This is a genomic window from Anaerotruncus sp. 80, from assembly GCF_009936115.1.
GTDB lineage: Bacteria > Bacillota > Clostridia > Peptostreptococcales > Anaerovoracaceae > Senimuribacter > Senimuribacter intestinalis.
On the sequence record NZ_QWES01000019.1, the window covers coordinates 18,239 to 35,410 of the forward strand.

At 44.9% G+C, this 17,172-nt stretch carries 13 protein-coding genes; 1 reads left to right on the forward strand and 12 read right to left on the reverse strand.

All coding sequences use genetic code 11. The annotated features are described in order from the left end of the window. Positions 1–108 precede the first annotated feature (108 nt). The 8 genes from D1155_RS10535 to D1155_RS10570 form a co-directional block, all read right to left on the reverse strand. Complete coding sequence (locus tag D1155_RS10535; RefSeq protein WP_160202367.1) at positions 109–681, reverse strand: GntR family transcriptional regulator; 573 nt, start codon at positions 679–681, stop codon at positions 109–111. A gap of 52 nt (positions 682–733) precedes the next feature. Then, positions 734–2,200, reverse strand: a complete 1,467-nt coding sequence (locus tag D1155_RS10540; RefSeq protein ID WP_160202368.1) for a hypothetical protein — start codon at positions 2,198–2,200, stop codon at positions 734–736. A 9-nt stretch (positions 2,201–2,209) separates the two neighbouring features. Continuing rightward, positions 2,210–3,598: a hypothetical protein gene (locus D1155_RS10545; RefSeq protein WP_160202369.1), complete on the reverse strand. Its 1,389-nt coding sequence runs from the start codon at positions 3,596–3,598 to the stop codon at positions 2,210–2,212. A gap of 13 nt (positions 3,599–3,611) precedes the next feature. Beyond that, entirely contained in the window at positions 3,612–5,027 is a 1,416-nt protein-coding gene (locus D1155_RS10550) for a glycoside-pentoside-hexuronide (GPH):cation symporter (RefSeq protein ID WP_160202370.1), read from the reverse strand. A gap of 100 nt (positions 5,028–5,127) precedes the next feature. Beyond that, positions 5,128–7,056, reverse strand: coding sequence for an alpha/beta fold hydrolase (locus D1155_RS10555; protein ID WP_160202371.1), 1,929 nt, complete (start codon positions 7,054–7,056; stop codon positions 5,128–5,130). Positions 7,057–7,060: 4 nt separating this feature from the next. After that, a complete protein-coding gene (locus tag D1155_RS10560; protein WP_160202372.1) occupies positions 7,061–7,474 on the reverse strand; it encodes a hypothetical protein in 414 nt (137 codons plus the stop codon). Positions 7,475–7,501: 27 nt separating this feature from the next. Then, on the reverse strand, positions 7,502–9,118 hold the full coding sequence (locus tag D1155_RS10565) for a M14 family metallopeptidase (protein WP_160202373.1): 1,617 nt from the start codon (positions 9,116–9,118) through the stop codon (positions 7,502–7,504). Beyond that, positions 9,118–10,524, reverse strand: a complete 1,407-nt coding sequence (locus D1155_RS10570; RefSeq protein ID WP_160202374.1) for a hypothetical protein — start codon at positions 10,522–10,524, stop codon at positions 9,118–9,120. The genes D1155_RS10565 and D1155_RS10570 overlap by 1 nt, the downstream gene beginning before the upstream one ends. A gap of 147 nt (positions 10,525–10,671) precedes the next feature. Here D1155_RS10570 and D1155_RS10575 point away from each other — a divergent pair, with 147 nt between their 5' ends. After that, positions 10,672–11,556: a LysR family transcriptional regulator gene (locus D1155_RS10575; RefSeq protein ID WP_160202375.1), complete on the forward strand. Its 885-nt coding sequence runs from the start codon at positions 10,672–10,674 to the stop codon at positions 11,554–11,556. 71 nt (positions 11,557–11,627) lie between these two features. Here D1155_RS10575 and D1155_RS10580 read toward each other — a convergent pair whose 3' ends face one another. The 4 genes from D1155_RS10580 to D1155_RS10595 form a co-directional block, all read right to left on the reverse strand. Then, on the reverse strand, positions 11,628–13,322 hold the full coding sequence (locus D1155_RS10580) for an AAA family ATPase (RefSeq protein ID WP_160202376.1): 1,695 nt from the start codon (positions 13,320–13,322) through the stop codon (positions 11,628–11,630). Positions 13,323–13,441: 119 nt separating this feature from the next. Then, a complete protein-coding gene (locus tag D1155_RS10585) occupies positions 13,442–14,614 on the reverse strand; it encodes an amidohydrolase family protein (RefSeq protein WP_160202377.1) in 1,173 nt (390 codons plus the stop codon). Positions 14,615–14,631: 17 nt separating this feature from the next. Next, entirely contained in the window at positions 14,632–15,780 is a 1,149-nt protein-coding gene (locus tag D1155_RS10590; RefSeq protein ID WP_160202378.1) for a M20 family metallopeptidase, read from the reverse strand. Beyond that, complete coding sequence (locus tag D1155_RS10595; protein ID WP_160202379.1) at positions 15,770–17,167, reverse strand: hypothetical protein; 1,398 nt, start codon at positions 17,165–17,167, stop codon at positions 15,770–15,772. Before D1155_RS10595 ends, D1155_RS10590 begins: the two co-directional genes overlap by 11 nt. Between the last annotated feature and the right edge of the window lie 5 nt (positions 17,168–17,172).

Consider the following 17,172-nt stretch of genomic DNA (forward strand, 5'->3'; position numbering starts at 1 on the left):
ACTCACATATCTATTAAAAGGTTCTCTAATATGTTCAATAACCTTTTAGAAGATGCCCTGCAGATTTTCTGCAAAAGCTACAAGGCATAAATTATGATTTTAAAGTTATTACAGCATCATGATATCCTCTTCCAGATACAGTTCTGCTTTTTCTAAGTCCCGTTCTAAAAGCGCATTTACAATATGCTGATGTTTTTCTAAGTCCGAACTGCTCTTTATTGCTGCCATAGAAGCCTTATAAAGCATATCCTGCAAAATACCCGGCAAATACTGATTTCCCGTAATCTCTGCAAGCCGCAGATGGAACATAGTGTTATTAGTTTTGCTTGGATCACTGCTGCCCATTTGTTGCTCTGTAAACTCTTTTAAAGAAAGGATTTCTTCATCAGAAGCATTTTCTATGGCAAGCTTCACACACAGCTTCTCTACCTGACGGCGAATCACCTGTATCTGATTGATTTCATCAGAAGAATATAAATTCAGCATATACCCTTTTCTTGGATAGCTAATGAGATATCCTTGGCTGCAAAGAAGATGCAGCGCATCTCTAACCGGCGCTTTACTAACGCCAAACTGCTTCGCCAGCTGTGCCTCACTTAGAAAGGATCTGCCGTCGATGACACCGCTGTCGATATCTGCCTTGATACTGTGATAAACCTTCTCCGATAGTTTTTCTGCCATATCATTACTCCCATTATCATTTCCATTTTCACTGATATGTTCAATAACTATTTTACAGGTTTTTTCTCGATTCGTCAAGGGGCAGCGCATCTTTTTCAGAAAAAATTTCCTTCTGTTTACAGATCAACGCTCTCACGTCTTTTAAAAAGGTCGTTTTGCCCTCTTTGCTGGAATAGACGCCATGACCGCCCGGATACTCTTTTAGTATCATCTGCCTCGGATCAATGCCGCTGTGCGAAAACTGATATCTGGTATTTCCCACCAGAGTGCACAAGTCATAAAGTCCGCTGGCAACCAAAATTTTCATCTCCGGCATTCTCGCTGCGGCATTTTTGAGGCAGTCCATATGAGACTTCCCATCTTCTACAGTATAATCCCAGGCAGCATTTATATTCAGATTTCCGGTGTAGTAAATTCTATCCGTCTCTATCCCCAGCTGCGCTGCAAGCAGTCCGTTCATCACAGAAAGTGGCATATTGTCATCTCCTGCTGCGTTATACGTACCGGCAAGAGGTGATGTCATGCGACCGTCAAATAAATCGACCCGTTTTTCCTTATGGGAAACGACTTGGGTCATGAAGTCTTCTACATCCCGTAGGTGCAGTCTTGTTTTTTCAAAATAAGATGCCTCCATGCCCGTATAGTTTGCAAGTTCTCTCGCAAGCGACTGCACCGTTTCAGCCGGGCAATCATCCCCCTCAAACAGCGCCGGAATTAGCTTTCTTTTCTCAAACTCCCACACGTTCTTCAAAAAGACTTCTCGGTCACACTGCCCCTTTCGATTGTGATACCAATGCGTCGCTGCCATAGACGGAAGCGCTGCAGTCAAAAGTTCCAACGCGGGTTCAAAAATGCGTCCGTTTCCCGCATCCAGAGAAAGGGCTGAGCCAATTAAAATCACGCCTGCAACAGGCAGTCCCAGCATCATCCGGTTCCCATACATTACATCCCTGCCCAGCTCAGAAAGCACGCGGCAAGCCCTAATTGTGCCATAACTTTCTCCGCATAGATAAAGTGGACTGTTCCAGCGATTGTGATTCTTCAGCCAAGATGCAATCGCAAAAGCAGTGCTTCTCGCATCGCCATCAACGGAAAAATAATCAGGCGCCGCTCTTTCCTGGAGCAATCTGGAATACCCCACACCCACCGGGTCTACATAGACAAGGTCGCATACATCCAAAATGGTGTCCGGCTCAATTGCAAGACCATAGGCAAGCTTTTCCTCCGCATCTTTGCTGATGCAGTAAGGTCCAAAGCATTCCAGCTGCAGCATAGAAGTAGCGCTTCCCGGACCGCCGTTCCAGATAAACATGACCGGACGCTGCGGATTTTCATCGTCTATCCTGAGATAAGAAATCGTCGAAATGACCGCCTCCGGCGCACCGCTCTCATCATAAAACACGTGATCCTCGCTCACCGCTTCTGCACGAATCTTCCCATGGCGCAGTAACATTTCAAGGAATGCCGTCCCATTAAGCCGTTCAAATGACTCTGTCATATAAGGTTGAAATTTTCTCATTTCGTTCTCCTATTTCCATTCGATAAATGCTCTGACCGCCCTTCCAAAGGCGTCACACTCTTTACTGCCCAGATACGGCATGTGTCCGGTTTCAAAATATTCCATCCGCACTCTTTCTACCGGCAGGTTGAACTGATCCAGCGTATATTGAGAAAAACCCATCGTAGCCAGCAAGTCGTAGTAACCACAGCCCAACATCAGTTTCATATTTGGAATCCGTTTCATTGCCTGTGCCAAACTCTTAATCGGCGCTGTACTTGTAGAAAAATCCCAATCAGCGCAAATATCGAAGCACAGCGGTCTGTACGCATCTTCCAGATCGATATGCAGTTTTTTCTTCCAGATGCTGTTAAAGCACTGCTGCACAGCGCTCATCAGTCCGCTGCTTGCCATATCTTCTTCCTCCAAATCATCCCAGCTGCCCTTCGGCGCTTCCATGGTAAATCTACCATCATAACGACCCAGTACCTTCCCTTCTTTCCGCAAACCATAGGCAGGATAAGTGTAAGTATCCACGCGAAGATTCAAATCTTCCAGGGTTTCCTCATCAAGTCCGGTGAAATAAGTCAGCCGCTCCTTGATATGCGTTCTTTTTTCCTCACGAAGGCGCCGTCCTAATGCTAATGCCGGCAGATATTCCTCATAAGCGAAACGATCCGCTTCTTTCAAAAAAACATCCCGTGCCGGCAGCATGCTTTGATGATGATACCAGTAAGTCGCTGCTACAGCCGTAAAATTCAGAATCGGCGTGTCGATTGGATAAGCCTTTTGACCATGATCAAAGGCGCTGCCCAGCATGATAATCCCACTGAGATTGACATAATTGCATCCTGCTTTTAAATCCACGCTGAGCATGCCTGCCAGCATAGCGCTTCGAATCGTTCCATAGCTTTCTCCCATCAGATATACCGGGCTGTTCCAACGCTCATGTGCATCAAGCCACTTTGCAATGATTTTTACAAAAGAGCGGCAGTCGCTTTCCGTATTAAAGTATTTCGCGCCTGCCTCTGCTTTCAGCAGTCTGGAATAGCCGGTTTCGATGGGATCGATTGTAACAATATCACAGATATCCAAAATACATTCCGTATTTTCTTCTACCTCATAAGGCGGCGTCATAGAAAGCGAGGTTGCCTCTCCGACTTTAACCCGCTCTGGCGCAAGCGCGGCAAAATTGATCATGGCGCTGGCGCCGCCGGGTCCTCCATTATAGGCAAACAGCACGGGACGCTGCGGCTTTCTCTCGATATCACATCTCTCGTAAGCAAACGTGTACATGCTCGCCTCTTTTTCTCCCTCTCTATCATAGAGGAAAAAATTTTCTACTGTTGCGCGATACGAAATTTTCTGTCCTTTTACTTCACAGGTATGTTCCGTCACAAATTTCTTTTCTGCAAACATATCTTGATTCTCCTTATGCGTTTTCCTTCTGTTCGCGTTCTGCGATTTCTTTCCTCATCAGTGGAATTTGTTTCTCAAATCTTCTCAAATATAAGAAGATTGCTAACGGAATAATAAACATCAGGCATGGTATGATGGTTTCCATATAGAAGAATAAATTTATAACACTTTCCTCCTGCACTGCCGCTCCTTCTACAAATGGCACCATTAAAAGCATGTATCCTCCCAACGGACCGCCAAGCGCCATTCCAATTTTATATGCCATAGAATGACCAGAAAGCAAAATTGCTTCATTACATGCGCTGTTTGGAGCTTTCCACTGACCATATGTTCCAGCATCAAACATATTCAAAACCATGGTTCCAGCTGCCAATGCCTCACCAAATCCTAATCCGACATTTCCGATTGCAAGAATGGTCATATTGCAGTCGTGTGCAATAAATCTGATGAGCAATCCTAAAATAGCAGCAACACATCCCAAAATAGCAGTTCCGTTATTTCCCAATCGCTTTACAAAAAAACTCAGGGTAATCGCAACGAACATAGCGCCTCCTATTCCAGAAAACGATATGATAGAATATACAAGCATATTGTTATTCAAATTATATTGTATATAATACGCATTGGTCGCACTCGGAAGTGAGTTCGCAAAGTACAGCATAAAAATTCCTACTACAAGAATAAGGAACATTTTGTTTGAAAATAGTGCCTTCAAACTAACCGAAAGCGGAATTCTTTCACCTAGTCTCTCTCCACTTAATACTTCCACTTCTTCTACTGGCTCATATCCCTTCGTTACCCAAAAGGTAATGAAATATGAAATCATAAATAGAATTCCATAAAGGATCCCTACAAACATAAATCCCTTTTGCATATCCCCTTTGCCAATCATACCAACCAGTGGCATTGTTGCAGATCCAACAAACAAATTTGCCAATACGGTATACACGCTGCCTGACTGCTGTAATAAGGCTCTTTGCGTTTTATCTGTCGTGATTCGACCACATAATGTTTTAGAAGGAATAAATAATGCAGTACTCAGCATTCCCTGCAAAATGTATGTAACAACCGCCCATACAATCCGACCGGTTCCTGATAGATTCGGGCACATAAAAGTTAACGCAAATAGAATGCCTGCAGGTGTTGTAAAATATTTTAGCCATACGCGGCATTTTCCTTCTTTAGACCTGGTCATATCAATTATGCCACCCATCATAGGGTCATTGATGATGTCCCATATTTTAGCAATCAATATGATTGTGCTGGCAATTTCAATTTTTATACCTAATACCTGTGTGTAAAAAAATACCAAAAATGCCGCATTCATGATTGTTAAACTTGACACACCAAAACTTGATGCACCATACAGTAAAACCAGTTTTTTCGGCAATTTCTTCTGATTTAGTAAAGTTGTCGTGTTCTTTCCCATTTTAGTTTCTCCTTACTTCTTTTTTCTTAAAGCGAATATCGGTTTCATCTTTCTCCCTCTTTATATCACTTCCCTTCCCTGCTTCTCTCTCATTTATTAATCATAGGTATTTTATTAACCATGATAATACTGCATCATAAAACTTTATACTATTTTCTGCGCTTTGTGGATCAATCGCATGCTTGCAGTCCTTGAAAATATTAAGCTCAACCGGAACTTGCGGTTGATTGTCCCGTACTGCTGCATAAAGCCTATAGGCACCCTCTACTGGGCAAACCATATCCTTCTCCCCATGACAAATAAGCAGAGGAATTGTTATTTTTCTCCCCTCCAGAAAAACAGAGTCTCTAATAAACTCTCCCAGCACGCTACTTGTATCCGCTCCAAATGGTACCTGCCCTGCCCCTTCAGAAAGTAACGTCAAATCAAGATAGCTAAATAAACCGCGCAGCGCACAGGCTGTTTTAAATCGTTTCTCATGAGCCGCCAGCCAAACTGTCATATAGCCTCCATAGCTTCCGCCAATTACAGCCTGCCTGCTCTTATCTAGCATATCAATTTTTTCAAGGACATAATCTAACAGTACCATCAAATCACTCGCTGCAGTTCCATCAAAAGCATAATCTGCCCGCGCAAAATCCTCACCATATCCTGTACTTCCTCTTGGATCTCCATAAACTACGCAATACCCTTGTGCTGCTAAAAGCTGGCGTTCCATAAAAAATCCACCGCAATAGCTTGATGCCGGTCCTCCATGTACTGTCAGCACTACTGGCAGCTTATCATGCACCTGATTCCTTAGACACATCGGTGGCAGCATATAATATCCATATAATTTCGTTGCTGTACCAACCTCAACACAAATGCGCGTTTGGGATGCTAATGCATATTTCTCAGTCCAAGCGTTTGCGTCAGTGACTTTTTTCATTTCTCCACAGGAAATACCAACCTTATAAAGTTCCGGCGGCATATCTGCATCACTCCAAACTGTAAGCAATGTATCCTTATCTACCACTGTCAACGCTGTAAAAACACCGCCTTCGCATATCCTTTTCCAAAGAATTTCCCCATTATAATAAGTTCCACAATAAATGCCGCTTACGCCGCCTCGCTCTCCGACCGCGAAAAACGCTTCGCTTTCTAAACTTGTACCCATATAATCGTTCTTTGTTTCCAGAATATCTCCGTCACTATATGCAGGAACCCATTCCTCTGGTATCTGTCCGCTGTGTTTAACCGAAACAATGCCTGTTCCATCTGTTTCTACACAGGTCAGTCTGCTGCATTGCCCACTGCCATTATCAAAGTTGGAAGTAGGCACAAAAAGATATTTTTCATTCTGCGTCAGAACAGCATGGCTCCACTTGGACGCCATAATTAATCCACTGCAAAGAACCGTTCGAATCTTACTTTGCACATTTACTTTCAAATAGCTTTGCGTTTCACCAGAAAAAACAATTACAGCATCCTCCGTTTTCATCCAAATCACCTTTTTTAAAGGTTTTCTCTCACATAGAAGGCTTTTTAACTTTCCGTTTTGAATATCAGCAATCATAAGAATATATCTTTTTTCCGGGCGTATTCCTTTATCTTCATTCGATCTATATCCGACAGAATCAACCATACGAATTCCATCTTTATCTGGCTCTTTTTCTACGATAATCATGCATATAGAACTACTATCCGCAGACCAAACAAATTCTTCCACATCATTGATATTGATAATATTTGTTCTTTTTTGCTGCAGTAAATCATAAATCCATAGCGCCTTGCTACCATCTGGCATCTGTGCAATACAAGCAGCCATTTGTCCATTAGGCGAAATTTGCGGGCAATTCAAGTTGCAACCTTCTTCTTCAGCCCAAAAGCCTTGCTCTCTTCCCTGGAATCTGCATTTTCCTAAATAAGAATTACTCCTTTCAGACCAAAATTGCTGGCTATAGCTATAATCTCCCCTGCCATTTGAAGAAGGCTCCGTAATATAGACCATATCCTTAAAATTGTTTACAGACAGTAATTTTTTCTGCATAGTTTCAGCCCTCCTTGAACCATTTTTCAGCTCTCAATTTCGCAATTAATTTTCTCTCTTTTGGGTACATAATCATGCAACATCGTACATCAGGGCATTTTGCTTTTATTATTGTAAATAAAACTTCCCCATGGATTGTACTAAACGGAGATTTCCCTTCTTCCTGCAAAATTACGAGAGGTTTGGTAATCTCCATTTCATCCAGAAAAACACTTTCTTTTATCAATTTTTCCAGAAACAAACAGAAATCCTTATCCTTTTCTGCGTCAAAATAAATGCTATCTCCATAATCGAAAAATGATCCTATCCATGGATTCATCAAAATTCCATACACTGCACTATCATCATTCTCTAGCTTCTCAAAAAAAACGCATGTTTCTTTTTCTTCCGCAATTAAAATATTTTCATCATATCTCATTTTATCTACCTACTTATTGCTGTTTCTCTATATCCGACCTGATACACTGACTGTTCCACTGCATCTGCTGCAAAGTTCAATACGATACGGACCTGATACAGTTTCCGGTACCGCAAACCGTAGTACGACCACTTCTCCTCCTGCCAAATTTTCAGGTAAATTTTCCGCTGAACAGCAGTCCGCTTCAAAGTAGATATCCGCTGTAATTTCTGCAGAAATTCCCAATTTTTCCGCCTGATAAGTTCCGCTGACAGGATATTTCCCTGTATTTTCTATCCGAACTTCTATGTATCTTTTTCCTTCATGCAAAACTTCCGCTGGTATTCCCATCGATAGCTGCGGTGATGCTTCGATGCATTGCAGGATAAACTGCAGCGCCTTTTCACATTCCTGCTCCATCAAAAAAGTCGGTGGATTGTCCATAATCCATTTTTCCTTCCATCCTCCGATTTCAACCTTTCCCAGCTGTGGGTGTTCAAATTCCGTCCATGGGCAGAAATAAGATTCCTTCTGCGTGTCGTCCCATGCAAGGAGCTTTCGTTCCAGCGCCAACGCATCCTCCGGCGGCGTCAATGCCGTCATATATGGGAGCGGATGGTCGGCGTCGACCGGTTCCACAAGCTGTCTGCTGTTCCAGTTCTCGTTGCACCATGCCGCAATGCCTCTCTCATAATACAGCCAAGTCGTATAACTGCCTTTTGCTACACCAACAAGACCCGGCGGAAACGCACCGTTTGAAACATAGCCGGTTCGCTCTGTCGCTTTCACGCCTTCTCGTACAAAAATCTCTACATCTTTTTCAGGACCGCCGTGTTCCTGACAGAATGTCATCGGCGCAATATAGGCGCCGCCGCAGGAATGCTCATCGACTACCATATTGATATTTTCATGGGCAAAGATAAAATCCGCCAAATGCCGTACTTCGCATTCATACAGCGGATACTTACCGCTGCATTCCCTGCGGGTATATCCGATGGTATCCTTGCTCCAGTCAAAAGGAAACTCTCTATTAGGATCTAAATCGTAAGGATCTCTTGCGTCTTTTAACGGTCTCGTGACTTCTCCGCAAACCAGACCCTCCGTTACAAGATCATAAAAGACGCTTTCTTTATCATCTTCCGTTCGCGGCACCATCAGTCTGCTGTCTATTTCGTCGCATTTCCACTGACCGCTGCCTGATGGAATCCGCATCTTCACAATTTCTCCATCTCCGTTGATATCAGCAGGATAAACACCCTCTTCTTCCTCGTGAAACATTCGCTTTGAACCTCTGCGCGTATAAGGCGTTGCCACCGAAATCTCTGCACCGTCTGCGTTGATTCTTGGAATAAAATACAGGGTTTTCGCTTCTAAAAGCTTCGTCACAGATGAATCTTCTCCATAGCCGGACAGAAAATACTCCATGGCATAAAGCACTGCATTTGATCCGATCAGTTCTTTGCTGTGCAAATTTCCGTTGATCAGAATGCCCGGTTTTCTTTCTGGATTTCCGCCGGCTGTCATTTCTGCGGCAAAAATTTCTCTACCCTCGTAAGTCTTGCCGATGGAACTTACTTTCAAAAGCGATGGATAGCCTTGCTGCCACGCTGACAGTAGCATCTTTATTTCCTCATATGTATAGTAGTGATCTTTTCTGTAAAGCATCAGTAGATTCCTTTCTGCAGAAATGCCCGCAAATCTTTCCCAAGCAGGGCCGCGCTTTCCGTTCCAATATACGGCATATGTCCTGATGGATAATTCTTTACCAATACCTGACCTTCGTCAGTGCGCAGCTTCGCCGCCGCGTAAGCCGCCTGCCCTGCTTCAGAGCAGAAATCATAAACCCCGTTTGCAAAGAACACCCGCATGTTTTTATCCCTGTCCAAAGCCGCCTGCAGATGGGCAAAAGGCGTACTGTCCGCACGAAACGTCCAATTCATTGCCTGATGAAAATCTGTATAAATAAATGGCTTCATCTCCTCTATGCCCAGTTCTTTTCCATATGCTCGAAGACCCTTCAGAAAATATGGCGCTAATTTACCGAGCGCTGCATCGTCTGCTGCCGGGTCAATTTCTGTACCCTGCCTGCGCACAAATCTTGCGTCATACAGACTCATTATCATCCCCTGCTCAGACAACCGCTGGCTTCTAAAGTATGTACTGTCAAACTGCAGTCCATGGACTTTCAGCCACCCCGCAGAAAGGCCGGTCAGCGCAGACAGCTGTTCTGCTGCCGCTGTCTGTTCTTCTTCTGGCAGCCTGCTTCCAAGATATAAGGCCCGCAGATAGGTATTTTCAATAAATTGCTGTGTCTCATCCATGCGTTCTTCCAGCGTACAGCTTTTCTCTTTGCTGTGATACCAATTTGCTGCCGCTGCAGTCGGTAGAATTTGCACACTAAACGGCAGTCCTTTTTCCGAGAAAAAACTATTTGTCGGTTCGGCGATGATGGAAGAGCCCATCATAATCATGCCGGAAACACGGATGCCCTTTGCCTTTGCAGACGGAAGGAGTGGACCTCCCGTCAGCGCGCTTGCCACCAATACAGAACGAATGGTTCCATAACTTTCTGCGGCCAGATAAACAGGACTATCCGTTCTTTGGTGTTCAATCAGCCAGTCAGCAATAAAGTCTGCAATCACGCCTGCATCAGCCTCCGGATAACAAAACGCCTTCACTTCCTGCTCTCCTGCAAAGGATCCATAGCCAGTTCCCAGCGGATCAATCAGTACAATATCGCAAATATCTAAGGGACAATTCGGATTTTCTTCCAGAAGGGTTTCCTTCGGTTCCTCTTCTCCATTAAAAATCCATTCCATTTTCACTCTCTTCGGCGCAAAGCATCCAATATGTAGCCAAAAACAGGAAGCCCCCGGTCCGCCGTTATAGGCAAAGAGAACCGGTCTCTTCTCCGAACATACAACATCCGTACGCATATATTCATAGAAAAACATGTCGCCGATTTCCCGCCCATCGATGTCTTTTACAGCATATGCTTTGCACCTGGTACGATAGGTAAGCGGCTTTCCTTGCAGCATCAACTGATTTGCTGTAGTGGTATATTCTCTCACTTTGTTTATCCTTTCTCGCTTTCTAATCTGATATGTTCAATAAAATGTTTTATTTAATTAAATTTTACGACTTCTCTTGCACTTTGTAAATTTATCGATTATAATGACAATACAAAAAAATTAATGATAAGGAAGGAAGCAAGTTACATGATCGATATGCAGGATATCCTCTGCGTACTGAAAGTCGCAGAAGAAAAAAGTATTACGGCAGCTGCAAATAAACTGTTTCTAACTCAGTCCGCCGTATCACAGAAGGTAACAAAAGTTGAAAAGGAACTGGGACTTGCTCTCTTTATCAGAACCAACCGCTCTGTCGAACTGACCGATGCCGGCGTATTCTTTGTCACAAAAGCTTCTGCACTGAATTCTTCTTGGGAGGACTTTTTTCTTTCCATGGAGCAATTTTCCTCTATGGATAAAAATCAATGTTCTGTGGGACTTCCAGCCCTAATCAACTTTACGGAAATTCCTGATCTTTTAGCAGGCTTTACTATGGCGTGTCCAAACTATCAGTTAACGACCTTTCCGGAATTTGAAGACAGCAAATATAAAAATTTACTAAACGGAAAATTGGACTTTTGTTTTGACAGAGGTTCTGTCAATGCACCTAAAACACCAAAATATATTACAGCGGTTCCCTTGCGAAACGACACACTGAGCCTTCTGCTCCATAAAGATGATCCTTTAACAAAAAAAAGCCTACCTGTCCGTTCCTCTGATCTCACAGGGTATCACATGCTGATTAATGCCCCACACAATACCCACGATGTTGAGAAGGCAGCACAGATTACCTATAGCGTCTGTCATGACAGTGCTTCTCCCAGCATGATTACAAAACCGGGCATTTTTATACCCCTCCCGCAAAGTGTCTGTACAAGAATCCTTGCGCAATCCCCGCACCTTCGAGCTGTCGCCTTTGAAGACGATATGCCGATTAGCCTTTCCCTGCTTTACCGAACTGACAGGCAAAACATAGAAAATCACCCATTTTACCGCTATGTATTGAACTATTATCAAACCCAGCAGGAATGAAAAAACGCCACTTCCTTAGAAGTGACGTTTTTGGTTTCTCCTGGATTAATCGCAATAGGAAATTTGCAATTTTAGCTTTCTCTCTCCACCATACATTCTTTCCGATAAAATGCGATGGCGTATTTGCTCACCTTAGGGTACCCTTCTGCGAGAAAGCCCTGCGCATACTGCTGCTTCTCGATCTGCTGTAGGGCTTTTTTGCATGCGTCTTCCATCTCCGCAATGCTGCCTGCAGCTTTCAGTTCTAAAATGATGACATTCCCCTTGCGGATTGCCTGCGTTTTTAGCACGATGTCCGGTCTGCCGTTTCCGCTCTCCCTGTTGGAATGCACCGAATAGCGCCCGTTGTTTATCAGAAGCCCGCTGAGGAATCCGTGATAATAGCTCTCCGCGTAGTCGAAGTAACTGATGGTATCCATCAGCTGCTCGCTGATGAAGTTCTCTGCCGCCTCGCAATCTCCCTCTTCCAACGCATTAATCAACGGACTTTTGTCCAGTGCTTCTGCTTTGCGGTTGAACCACTCTTTAATGCTGCGCTCATAAATGGCTGCAATTTCTTCGTTTGGTATCGCCATTTCAATATAGATATCCCTGTTTTCAATTCGCTGGCTTTTCATCTTCAGATACCCTGTAAAGAACAGAAAGTTCCACAGGCTGTCTTTGGACGCATGAATGTCGCCATAGGTGATTTCCTCGTGAACCGGCTTTTGGATGGTGCCTCCATCCATCAGGGTTTCCAGTTCTTCCCGGGTGGTATCATCTGCGTCTTCTATCATGGTTTTTACGATGTCGTTTCCTGAGGTGTTGGACCAGTACGGTCTGGTCGCAATCTGCGCGCCTGCTCTTACGTTGCTCGCATAGCTTAGGATGCTCCACGGATTATAGATTTCTGTATTTCCAAAGAGATATCCATCGTACCAGGACTTTGCTTCTTCGTATCGCTCTTCCTGATTGTAATACTGCAGCAGTGCCTTCACTTCTGCTTCGGTAAAGCCAAAACAGCTGCTGTATTTAGGACTGATGATGGAATGAATCTCCAGATTGTTCAGACCCGTGAAGATGCTTTCTTTGCTGATTCGAAGACACCCTGTTATCACACCCAGTTTCAGATAGGGATTGGTCTTCAGGGCGGACTCAAAGAGAGAACGGATAAATCCAATCATTTCATCGTAAAAGCCGCTGAAATACACATTCTCCAGCGGTACGTCGTATTCGTCGATGAGGATAATGGCCTCTTTTCCGTGGTATTTGTACAGGCACTCGGAGAGAAATTTCAACGCTTTCGCATAAGCGATATCCTCTGCTTTGCCATGCATGACAGCAGTAAATTGCTCCCTGTTTCTCTCAGTCATCTCACCAGAAAGTACATAAGCATGGCGTTCAAATTCTTTGATGATGTCATCAATCAGGCTGGCGTGTGCCATCGCAAAGGTCGCCTGCTTGGCTGATTTCAGTGACAAGCTGATTACTGGATACTGTCCCATATGGGCCAGATACTTCTCTCCCATCTCCATGATGGCAAGTCCGTCAAAGAGATGGCGATTGTCTATTTTCTTGCCTTCCGGCGTTCTTTCATCTTCAAAGAAGCGGCGAAGCATGGAAAGATTCAGGGTTTTTCCGAATCGGCGCGGTCTTGTGATCAGGGTGGTCTGCGTCCCGGCATCTAGAAGTTCTTGTATCATCGACGTTTTATCGACCAAATACAGGTGTTCTTTTTTGAATATCTTAAAGTCCTCATATCCGATTGGAATTTTCTTCTTCTCCATCAGCCGTCTCCTTTCTTCGTACCTATAGTATACGTGAAAAACAGAAAAATCACAAGTAGCAGAACAAAAAAGAAATACAGGACAAAGCGTTTCCTTTGTCCTGCACGATGTAAACAATTCTATATCCGCTTTCCAGCCTGCCATACGCATGCCGGTCTATGATACATCACGGAGATATCCTCCGCTGGATTTCCTTCTACCAGAATCAAATCTGCCATCAGACCTTCTCGGATTTCGCCGACCATATGGTCAATCCCTGCGATTTCCGCATTATACTTGGTCGCCTGCAGCAAGATGTCCACGTTTTCCATATGGCAGTAATCTTTTCTCATCTGGAACTCTACGCCTTTCTCGTACTGAGGAGAGCCCGGCGCGCTGTCTGTACCAAATCCCATTTTCTCGCCTGCTTTGTACGCCTTTTCAATCTGTCTGGCACAAGCTTCCAGCATCGGCGTCAGCCGCGCTAGCCAGAATTCACGAGCCGCAGGCTCTGTCTGACTCACATACATAGCAGCAAAGGTCGGTACCAGATAGCAGTCTTGCGTCTTCTGCAGCAGCGCAATCGTTTCATCACTGATGTACGTCGCGTGCTCGATGGTCTTCACACCGCATTCAATACAGTCTCTGATGGCGCTGTCCGCATGACAGTGCGACGCCACATAAAGCCCATGCATGTGAGCGGTTTCCACTGCCGTGCGAATTTCATCTCTGGTCATAATCGGGTGCTTTGGAACGCCGGAAGGGTCATAGGCCGAACCGGAGGCATAAATTTTAATAAAGTCCGCTCCCATTGCCGCTTCCATGCGTACATGCCTGCGATACTCCTCTGCACCGTCACTGAGTCTGACGCCGGCTTCACTTCCGCCCGGCTTCCACATAATGCTGGAAGTCAGCGTTTCCCCGTTCGCCAAAATACGAGGTCCCGGCGCAATGCCTTTTTGAATCATATCTCTCGCGTAAATCGCAACGCCTGCAAAGCTGCCGCAGTCCCGAATGGTTGTATATCCATAAGGCAGGCATTTCTGCGCCTGCTCTACTGCCGCAATCAAAAGCTTCATCGGATCGTTGACGCAATCAACGCCAGCCCCGCCCAGAAGCGTAATATGTGTATGCAAGTCGATGAGTCCCGGCAGCAACGTTTTGCCGCCGCAGTCAAAGACATCCTCTCCCGCATCAGAAACAGAAGCTGCGCTCACACGAACAATTTTTCCATCTTCTATACAAACACTGCCGCAGTCTGAGGCAACGCCTCCCGACAGCTGCGGAATCAATCTGCAGTTATTTAAAATCATAATCTCATCTCCTTTTTTTAACAGTTCTCCAGATACTTTACTGCTGCAAGCGCCATTGCTGCGCTTCCCAGATACATCTTATCTTCAGCAAAGATTGCCCTCGCGTTGTGATTTGGTGCAGCATTCTGATTTCCTACACCTAAAATCATATACATCGTCGGTACTTTTTCGGAGATAAAAGCAAAATCCTCGGAACCGCTAGCCGGTTCTGTCGTTTCCATTACCTGTAAGCCCTGTATCTCAGAAAGATATGGCGCAATGCTCTCACAAAGTACTGGGTCATTCTTTAGAGAAGGTGTAGACATAGTTTTCAGTGTACAAATCGTCCCAGTTGCCTGAGAAATACCATCCAGAATATGCTGTATCCGTTCCAGAATCCTTTCCCTGTCATCGTCATCAAAGCAGCGCAGCGTTCCTTCCAGCAGAGCGCTCTCAGGAATTACATTGTACATCGTTCCTGCTTCAAAATGTCCGATGGAACAGGTTGCCGAGTGAAACATACTGGTTTCTCTCGCCACAACCCCTTCTATTCCCTGATAAATCAGCATTGCTGCCTTGATTGGATCGACGGTATACTCAAGGGCAGAGCCATGACCACCCTTTCCTTCTATCCGAATCTTGAATATATCTATAGAAGAAAATGCATTTCCCACTTTATACGAAAGAACGCCGTTTTCAAGTGTAGTGAACACATGCAGACTGAACGCAGCTTCCACGCCTGGATTCTCCAGAACACCTGCATCCAGCATAGATTTTGCACCTGCCATTACTTCCTCACCCGGCTGAAACATAAGTCTGACTCTGCCCTTTAGCTTAGGCTCATATTCCTTCAAAAGCTTTGCAGCACCAAGCAGCATAGCAGTATGCAGATCATGACCGCACATGTGAGAAATCTCTGTCTGCGAGCGAAATGACAAATCGTTATCCTCTATGACCTTCAACGCATCCATATCCGCCCGAAGCAGTACCGTATGGTCACCGCTTCCGATATCACAGATGATGCCGCCACCCAAGGAGACAGGCGCACAGCCCATCTCCTTTAGTCTCTTTGTTACATAAGCTGCTGTTTCCGGCAGCTCCATGCCGAATTCCGCATGGGCGTGCAGATATCTTCTATCCGCTGTAATCTGCTGCTGCAGTGCCTGTGCTTCTTTTTCAAAGTTCATTCCGATCACCTTCAATAAATGCCCGAACAGCGCTGCTAAGCGCCTTGGCATTGCCATCTCCGATATAGGAGGCATGCCCGGATTCCAGTACTTCACAGGAGATACGATCCTTCGGAAGGTCGTACTGCGACAGATAATAAGTCATAAAATCAAAGGTGGAGGACAAATCGTATCTGCCGTTGACGAAAAGAAAGCGCAAATTTTCGTTTTCTTTCATCAGGTCTACCGGCAGCTGCAGCGTATCCTTCTCATAAGACCGGTAATCCCAATTCATAGCGACAGCAAGAGTATCATCCTGATAAACCCTTCCTTCCGGTCTGTTCAGTTCCGCGTCATAGTAGGCTCTGATGCAGTCACCGATAGATGATCCAATGCAACTGATAAACGGTTCCTGATTGAAATCCACCTCAACGATATCCGCATTTTCCAGATTGGCAAGAGAGCCATTGCGTTCAAGAGGCAGGGTCATTCTGGCGTCATACATACTGACAAATTCTCCTGGACAGAGCTTTGTCATAAAGTCCTGCTCACTGAAACGAAGGTTCTGTTTATCAAGAAGCGCTCGGTCAAGACCAGAATAGTATGCCAGCTTCTCCAGCACTTTTTCTCTTTTATCTGCAGGAAGACGATTTCCCATCAAAAGTGCATGGGCGTAATCTCCATAAGCAAATTCCATGGCGTCTCTGATAAAATCCGCTTCATCCAGCTCCGGGTGGAAGTGATAGCGGCATACAGCAGCATTAACGCCAAGTCTGCGCACATTGGGCTCTACCAGCAAGGTACCCTTTGCCCCTACGTTGAGTGAAGTTCCAACGCTGATGATACCCCGCAAATTTACATCATCGGGCAGTTCATCTGCCAGAACCACATTTCGAATGGTTCCATAGCTTTCGCCAAGCAGATATACCGGCGCATCCTTACGCTGATTTATCTTTAGCCAGTTTACGATAAATTTTGCAAAGGAAACGGCATCACCCTGGGTTTCATAATACTTCTCCGCTGCCTCTTCTTTCAAAAGAGGTGCGAAGCCAGTCCCTACCGGATCAATCAACACCAGATCGCAGCAGTCCAGCAGAAATGATGTATTCTCTGTAAAATCATACTTTGCTGGTCTTTCTACCTTGGGATAGCCGGGAATTTCCATAATCTTCGGTCCCAGAAGCCCCATATGCAGCCATTCACTGGCTGAGCCGGGACCACCGTTATATGCAAAGACCACAGGCTTTTCTTTATTTTCAGGAAGACCTATATAGCTGTAGCTGTACATAGCAGCTTCAGCTTCCCCTCCGTCGTCAGTCAAAACAAAATCAGAAAGCCGCACCAGGTAGGTATCTCCTGTAGATGTTTTCTTTTCCTGTTCCCAGTAAAATGGTACAAAATCACGCATTTCAG